The sequence below is a fragment of the Burkholderia sp. BCC1988 genome (assembly GCF_905339895.1).
In the GTDB taxonomy this organism is placed as follows: Bacteria; Pseudomonadota; Gammaproteobacteria; order Burkholderiales; family Burkholderiaceae; genus Burkholderia.
This window is the reverse complement of sequence record NZ_CAJPHA010000010.1, coordinates 269,022-277,125: the sequence shown is the minus strand read 5'-3', so window position 1 is coordinate 277,125 and position 8,104 is coordinate 269,022. Positions and strand designations below refer to the sequence as shown.

General features: G+C 57.8%; 7 protein-coding genes. All 7 read right to left on the bottom strand.

The genetic code is table 11. The features are described 5' to 3' along the window. Nucleotides 1-103: 103 nt before the first annotated feature. The 7 genes from U4012_RS17145 to U4012_RS17115 all read right to left on the bottom strand — a co-directional run bounded on the left by U4012_RS17145 (nt 104) and on the right by U4012_RS17115 (nt 8,066). Complete coding sequence (locus tag U4012_RS17145; protein WP_321800162.1) at nt 104-1,672, bottom strand: FAD/NAD(P)-binding protein; 1,569 nt, start codon at nt 1,670-1,672, stop codon at nt 104-106. 100 nt (nt 1,673-1,772) lie between these two features. Beyond that, a complete protein-coding gene (locus tag U4012_RS17140) occupies nt 1,773-2,801 on the bottom strand; it encodes a methyltransferase (protein ID WP_321800160.1) in 1,029 nt (342 codons plus the stop codon). Nucleotides 2,802-4,206: 1,405 nt separating this feature from the next. Further along, complete coding sequence (locus tag U4012_RS17135) at nt 4,207-4,374, bottom strand: DUF6726 family protein (RefSeq protein ID WP_321800158.1); 168 nt, start codon at nt 4,372-4,374, stop codon at nt 4,207-4,209. Nucleotides 4,375-4,392: 18 nt separating this feature from the next. Further along, a complete protein-coding gene (locus U4012_RS17130) occupies nt 4,393-4,773 on the bottom strand; it encodes a PqiC family protein (RefSeq protein ID WP_321800186.1) in 381 nt (126 codons plus the stop codon). 197 nt (nt 4,774-4,970) lie between these two features. After that, entirely contained in the window at nt 4,971-6,599 is a 1,629-nt protein-coding gene (locus U4012_RS17125; protein WP_415750384.1) for an intermembrane transport protein PqiB, read from the bottom strand. After that, nucleotides 6,592-7,860, bottom strand: a complete 1,269-nt coding sequence (locus U4012_RS17120; protein ID WP_321800156.1) for a paraquat-inducible protein A — start codon at nt 7,858-7,860, stop codon at nt 6,592-6,594. Before U4012_RS17120 ends, U4012_RS17125 begins: the two co-directional genes overlap by 8 nt. Beyond that, nucleotides 7,857-8,066 carry a hypothetical protein gene (locus U4012_RS17115; protein ID WP_321800154.1) on the bottom strand — a complete coding sequence of 70 codons (210 nt, stop codon included), beginning with the start codon at nt 8,064-8,066 and terminating at the stop codon, nt 7,857-7,859. Before U4012_RS17115 ends, U4012_RS17120 begins: the two co-directional genes overlap by 4 nt. Nucleotides 8,067-8,104: the final 38 nt, after the last annotated feature.

The following is an 8,104-nucleotide window of genomic DNA, read 5'->3' as shown; positions in this document are numbered from 1 at the left end:
ACGGGTTAGATTCCGTGCAATCGAAGCGTCGTTCATTGCCCCCCCAGTGATAAGGAAACCACTTCTTCTACGACATATTGTCCACCAGTCACACATCTATTCATCACGCCGAGTAGGCATCTGCCGCGTTGACGACAACATCAAATCCATGCCCGCCCGCCGGACCGTACTCGACTTCCGGTTTTTGCATGCCGGACACCATATTGGTAATCACTCGATCCGCTAACGCGACGATGAAAGGCAGCCCATTAATTGCCAAAAGACGCGTCTGTGCGATGTTGCCCACGAACCAGATGCTCTCGTCACCGTGCAGGCAAGGGTGTCGAGCAGCCATTTCCGACGACACCTCAACGGCGCCCTCTCTACGCTGTCCCAACACGTCGAGTTCCAGTTCGCCCGAATCGTTGAACACGTAGCACGGAATCCGAAAGCCGGCAGCGGAGACCACTGCATCGAAATACTGATTTCCCTCGCCCCAATCGACTGACCAAAGACCGCCCGAGTCACGGGTGATGGAAATTGCGACATGAAATAGCTCGCCTCGGCCAACGCTAAGCGATCCGCCTTCGATGTAGTTCATCAATTTCCTGGCATTGGGCAATGCGATAGCACCGGTATATCGACCGAGAGTTCTCCGAAATTCTGGATGCAAGCCACCGCTAAAGTTCTGTTCTCCCAGGTAAAGCGCATTGGCTGCTGTCAAGTAACTAACAATTATGTCCTGCCATTGACTACCGCCACTCTCGGCGATGGAAATTTCCTCGCGAAGTTTTTCATCGTATCGGCATGCGACAGAAAACTGCCTTCGCCAAGATCTATCCGTATGCGCAGTCAATATAGACGCCACGTATTTTATATAGGCATATTTAATCCCAGCATGAACGGAATTACGCTTTTTCGTATCCCAACACTTCAGAAGAGATTCGAGACGTTTAACGTCAACCGAGATTCCGCCGTTCAGCGGGATACGTTCGCGCACCGAGGGCAATTCTCCCGACGGCGATATCATCACAACCTTGTGCCCCTCGCGACACAGCAAGATGGTCGCATCTATCGCCGAAAGCTTTGTACCAAGTACCAGCACTCTCGATTTGGGCGGTACCTTACCCAACATGTCGGCTTCCGGATATGGACATTCGACGAATGTTGGTTGATCACGAAATTTCAGCAGGAGATCAGGTACACAGGCCGCACCGTGCCCCGTGCAGAAAACAACGTCGGTGACTTCCAACGCGTCCGGCACCGGTGACCCGGTGAATCGAAGCACATAGCGCCTGTCGCCGGCGATCTTCAACGATCGAAAGCGATACGGTAGATAGGTAACCTCGATACCGGCTCGCTGCGCTAAGTCACGATACAAGCGAAAGCGGTTTACCAGATATCGTCTGACCAATGACCTCGGGATAAAGGAGGACCATGTAGCGTTGCAGTCGTTTTCCTCCAGATAGTCGACAAGGTCCAAAGGCTTGCCGGGCACCACCGACATCATGTCCGCGGAGCTGTTGCACAGAATATCTTCGTCGGTACTGGAATATGCAATTCCCGCTCCCACTGGATGAGGATCGATCACAAAGATTCGCCGGGCGACTCGGTGCTTGACTGCAGAGATAAACGTGGCGACACCTGCTGCCCCACCACCGACAATGGCGATGCATGCATTCTGATTGACCATAACGTATACCTGTTTTTTCGCGATGTGACGTTGCAACGCGACAAGGCCTCTGGCCCTGTCGCGTCCGGTCTCGACCGTGAAGTACCCCAAGTGCCGGTTATTAGTCAGGAACTGCTTCGACAATCGAAACGTAAAAACCGGTGTCGACGACACGTGTTAGCCCGAAACCCGCTTCGGAAAGCAGCCGCCTGAAATGAGGCTCGGAGCGTTCTTGGCCAACCGCGTAGATCGCCATGACGAGCATATCCATCAGCTTGCCGGGATGTTCGACGTTTTCTTCCGGAATCACGGGGTCCATGATGATCACTCGCCCCCCCGGCCTGATCGCCTTGCGGATGTTACGCAAGATGCGCACGCAATCGGTGTCGCTATTGTCGTGAAGAATGTATTTCAGGACGTAGACGTCTCCTGCGGGAATCGACTCAAAGTAGTTCCCCGCGACGGTCTCCCAGCGCGTATCGTCTCCAAGTTCATTGAGTCGATGGCTGGGCACGATATGTTCCTGATCGAACAAGACGCCGCGCGTGGTCGGATTCTCCTGCATCACCTGTAGCAGCACATCGCCCTTGTTGCCTGCGACGTCCACGACGGTTGCACCCTTCGGAAACTCATAGGCTCGCACGAGAAGCTGATTCTCGAAGCTCGACATCGAGGACATCCCCACATGGAAATGCGTAAGCGATTGGGGATGTTTGGCCCAGTACTCGAAGAAGGTCCCGCCGAATAGTCTCTGGAACACGGGGTTTTCGTCGGCGCTTTTCACGATCTCGGCCAGATCGGCCAATGGCTTCCAGAACGTATCGTCGCCCAGCATCATGATTCCGGCCCGCAACGATTGTGGCCGCTTCGAGCACAAGTACTCTGCCGATGGCGTCAACTCGAACTGCCCCTTGTCGCTCAGACGGAAGACGCCGCGAGAAGCGAGCAGCCGTAATACCCGATACAACTTCCCTTCGTCGGTATTGGTGTCCCGAGCAAGCTCGGCCGCAGTCTTCGGTTTTTCGACGAGATGGTCTGCTATTCCGATGGCCGCAGCAGCGCGCAGCGCGGCCGAGTAGCAATACTCCATCATCTGTTCCAGTAAAAATACCCCAGCTTTTTCACGACCGGAAAGCTCAATCGTACTCATTTTCGATTCTCCATCAAAAGGTGTCGATGAACCATATTGCAGCTTCACCATGCCGGTGATTTGGCGCCGCCATCCACCAATTACTACATAGTGACGTTTATCACACGAAAAACGTAACACACTTACACAGACGAAAGCTTGAGCCAAATAGCGATAGAGCACAACAAAATCCCGACCCAGATCAAACCAAATAATCAATTTGACTCACGATCGACAAAAAATCACTTCAGCGAAAGATGCGACGTACTTATTTTTATTTTTAGAAATAGATTGGATTTAGTTAGGGTGACGGTTTTTTGAAGCGCACAAGGCATTCGACCCGATCTACCGCGCTCACCGACAGGCAGATGTCCGTGAGTAGGCAACCGTGCAGCCCGAATACTGTTTTGATTGTTGCGGACAAGCGGCCCACGAGTGGAAGGCCGCAGGAAACAGGATTCGGCAGCGACATGACGTACTAGACAAGCTTCGCGACGTGGAGAAGAACATGTCTCGAGCGATGGCTCCTCCCGGCGGGACCATATACCGACTGACGGCCTGCCGCACAGTCGCTGCCAACAAATTGCTCTTGAGCCGGATCGGAGCCGCGTCAAGGCCTTTAGCCAAGACAATCCCGTATTAGTCGCCGACAGGATGCCGTTGTGCACTGGCCGATTGCACATATATGGAAGCATCTTAGCCGGGAGTTCCAGTCGCGGCTGCGATAGTTCGATCAACATCCCAAAATCGCATTCAATGCCTCGCGCTTTCATCCTCTGACGCCCTTTAATTAGGTCCAAATGAGACAGCCCGCCTCAAAACGTCAACTCAAGCAATCACCAGCGCTTTGCCAAGCAAAATTTCCCCATGAGCGAAGTCTAGGTCTATGCCAGGAGACATCAATACAACGATTGTCAAAATCACCTCACTCCAGCGAACCCCACCCCAATCACAAAACCCGTCCCTAAATAACTCCAAAATCGATCCTACTGGAGACTTTTACAATTGTTTCATTGATAAACGACCAGAGACATCTATAATCTCGCCGACAACAAACAATTCGAACCAAATATAAACCACCACCAATTGATTATTTCATTTTTACGACACACATTCGATGAAACACATGTCCAGCCGGATCAACAGGAAACCGAGATGAATATCTCGACTTTTTCCCCGTCTGCTGATGGTCAGCAGCGCCACAATTGCGACTTGGCGCGCGTCAGTTCGTCTCCGTCACCGGCCGTGCGATGGGAAGTCGGCTCCGTCTGCACACTGACTCGCCCTTGCCGACAAAGGGGGTACAACTCTGGTATGGCGCAGTCGCCGACGTGTGTGCGGATCGCCGCGGAAACGTTCAGCTTTGCGGTCACGTAGCAAGATTGCTGATTTCCGGAATTATTTTTCCTGGGGTAACCGCTTACGGTCAGTCAATGGCCGCCGCACAGGCGTCGGTTGGCGCTGCGGCCACATGACCGACCACCGGCACGACCTTCAAACCCGCCGAGGCCACACGACATGGTGCTGCGGCCAAACCGCAGCCGCCAAGCGTGGGGCACAGAACCGCCAGCGCCGCACAAGCAAGAAATCTCATCACAACCTCCATGTCGTTTCACTGATCCAAAGCCTTCATCGCAACGGCAATATCCTTGGCCACCGACGCGAGCACCCGACTATGCGCGCTGACCAGCGCATCGTATCCAGGCGCGCCGACGGCCTCATGTACGACCGTGCATCCATCGACTGCCTTCCCCTTCGACGGGCGCAACGACCAGATCACCGCCAGCGTCACCGCACCGCTTGTCGGGGATTCGAAGCGCTGTACGTCGACGGATACCCGATAGCTGTTATCGCCGGCGCGCTGCGGATAAGCCGACACGATCGAACCCGGCATGGTCTGCATGAGATCGGCGGCCAGCGTGCGTGCGATCTGACTCTTCAGCGGATCGGCCCAGCGAGCGAACTCGTCGATGGACACACGGTTCGCGTCGATCGTGGTGACGATTTACGGCCGATCGACCAGCTCGGGCACCGTAACCGGACCGATTGCAATCGCGATCGGCCCGACATCCGGCCCCGGTTCGGCAACGCGAACAGGACTCAGCGTGTAGAACCCGGATGCAGGCGACGCGGCGCATCCCGCGAAAAGGGCCGACACGATCGCCGCCAGAACGCACACCGGATATCGGTTCATGGTTTCTCCTCGCTCTTGCCGCGGATCAGCGCTTCCGGGTGACGTGACAGACATTCCGCCAGCGAGCGAATCGAGACGGCCGCCCGCGAAAGTTCCTGCATTGTTTCAGAAGTGCTTTGCTGCAATGGAGAATCGCTTTGCAACGTGCGATTTGCCGATGTAAGCGCCTCTCGGGCCGTGGCCAGTGTCGCTTTTGCGTCAGGCGCGATGTCGGTATTGACGGTGTTCAGCAGCGTGTCCGCGTCACCGAGCGTCTTGCGCAGGTCCCTGCTGATCCCCTCGAACGGAATCTCGTTGAGCTTCGCGACGAGACGGGTGATGGAATCCTGCAAACCCTGAAGGTTGCCCGGCACCGTAGGCAGTTGAGGCGCCGCTTTGCTCCAGTCCACGGTTGCCTTGGGCGCCGAAGGAAAGAAGTCGAACGCGACATACAGCTGATCGGTAAGCAGACTCCCGGTCCTCAACTGCGCCCGCAGCCCTTTCGATATCAAGTGGCCCGCGAACTGATTTCGTTCCGACGATGTGCTCCCGACGCCGCCTTCCCAGTTGTCGCGCGAAATCAGGCGCTCCGGATAGATGTTCACTTCGACGAGAATGCTGAAATCCCCGGCGGCAGGATCGAAGTGCGCGCGGATTGCCGTCACCTCGCCGATGACGATCCCCCGGAAGTCGACAGGCGCCCCGACCGTCAAGCCGCGCACCGACTCCGTAAACTTCAGCACGTATTTGTCGACGATCGTCGCAGGCGGCTTCATCGCGTCGGCGCGCGTATCGAACAGCTCGTACTGCCGCAGTGCTTCGGCTTCGATCCCGGCGGCCGTGTCCGGCGGGTTCTCGAACGCCAGGCCGCCGATCAGGATCGATACCAGTGACTCCGTGTCGATCTTCACGCCGCTGGTATTCAGCGTCACATCCACACCGCTCGCGTGCCAGAAGCGGGTGGCGCCGGTCACGAATTTATCGTAAGGCGCATCGATGAATACGTGCAGGGTCATTCCCGCGCCGTCGGAATCAAGCGCGTACGAGACGAGCCGGCCTACCTGAAGCCGCCGGAAAAACACGGGCGAACCGATGTCGAGCGAGCCGATGCTTGCGCTCCTAAGCACGAACTCCCGGCCCGGTGTGCCGGAGGCCTGGACCGGCGGCGACTCGAGGCCGACGAAATTGCGTCGTGCCTTGTGCGAAGCGCCGATGTCCATGCCGATGTGAGAACCGGATATCAATGTGCCGATGCCCGACACCGTGCCGCCCGCGATACGCGGCCGAACGACCCAGAAGCGGGTGTCGTCGACGAGCATGTCGGCTGCGCCGCGAGACATTTCGGCACGGGCGAGCACCGTCTTGTGATCGTCGGAAAGTTCAAGGCTCTTGATTACGCCGAGGTCGACGTTCTTGAACTTGATCTTCGTCTTGCCGGCCTCGATGCCATCGCTTGTCGCAAAGCTGATGGTGATGGTCGGGCCTCTCTGCAGAATCGCCTGCACGGCGAGACCGCCCGCAATCAGGACGGCCGCCAGCGGTACGAGCCATACAGCCTGTACTCGCCACCTCGACCGCTTCACGGCGACTGCTGTCGGAAAATCAGCCGCGCCGTCGTCATTTTTCTGTCCCGACAACCTATTCACCTTCTTTCTCCACGGCGTCCCATATCAGGCGGGGATCGAACGACAACGCAGCGAGCATGGTCAGCACGACCACCGCGCCGAATGCGACCGCCCCGGGACCTGCATCGATCGTCGCGACCGAACCGAACCGGACGAGTGCGGCCAGGATGGTAATGACGTAGATGTCGAGCATCGACCAGCGGCCGACAAGCTCGACCACCCGGTACACATGCGTTCGTTTCCGCGGGGCGCCGGGGGAGCGCAGCTGAGTGCTCCAGGCAAGATACGTGAGCGACAGAATTTTGAGCATGGGAACCACGATGCTGGCAATGAAAACGACCATCGCAAGCACCCACGACCCGGAGATCCAGAGCAATGCGACGCCGCTCAGAAGCGTGTCGGAGCGAGTGCCGAACACGGTGCTGGTCACCATGACCGGCAGCACGACGGCCGGAATGTAAAGGGCCGCCGCCGCGGCGAGAAATGCCCAGGTGCGCGCAAGACTATGAGGCTTGCGCAGATGCAATATCGCGCGGCATCGCGGGCAGATCCCGACATGGACATGAGCGAGCGGTTTTGACACCAGGCCACATGCGCGACACATGAATAGACCGGCGCGCGCCTCGGTCGGCGCAGCCGCGCCGACCTGCGGCGCGAGCGACGCGACGTAGTCATCCGACACGCTGTCGATACGCGACCAGATGCCGGCCGGATCGAACGAAATAGCCGCTGTGGCGAGCAGCACCATCACCGCGCCGAATGCCCAGATCCCGACGCCGGGAACGACGGTCACGTAGTGCCCGAGCTTGACGAGTGCGACCAGCATGGCGGGCATCAGCACTTCGACCATCCCCCACGGCGCAACGCGACCGAGTACATGCAGCGCAAGCCCGGCGCGGCAAGGCGACCTGCCCATATGCAACGGCAAGAGCAGATGGATCGCCGCCGCGACGTTCAATGCAGGCATCAGGATCGTCGTCACGAAGACCAGACCCGCCAAAAGCCACATGCCGTCGCCCCACAGCGACGAAACCGCCCCGAACAGCGTCGTTTCGACCAATGCGCCGTTGACCCGAAGCGCGACGATCGGAAAACAGTTGGCCACCGCAAACACGACCGCGGCGGCCAATGTCAGCGCCAATGCGCGGTCGTACGTCGCCGGCAGGCTCCGATCGAGAACCGCGCTGCAACGCCGGCAGCGCGTGGCGCCGGGTTCGGATAGCGGCGTCTTCCACTGGAGCAGATCGCATTCGTGGCACACGACGAGTCTGGTTCCGCTCATTCCAGCATGTCCGCCCGGAAACCCAGCACCACGGTCAGATAGAACAGCGCAGCGAACACGCCGGCCATCGTGCCGTACACATCCCGCGCAACCGCACCCCGGACGATGTGAACGGGAATCCCGATCGCCAGATAGGCCGCGCCGAACACGATCGAAACCATGAGTGGGGGCGGCGTGTTCAGAATGAATTGGGCAAATTCCCGCATGGTTGCGGCTCCACGGCTGACGATCCGGCTGAATGGCG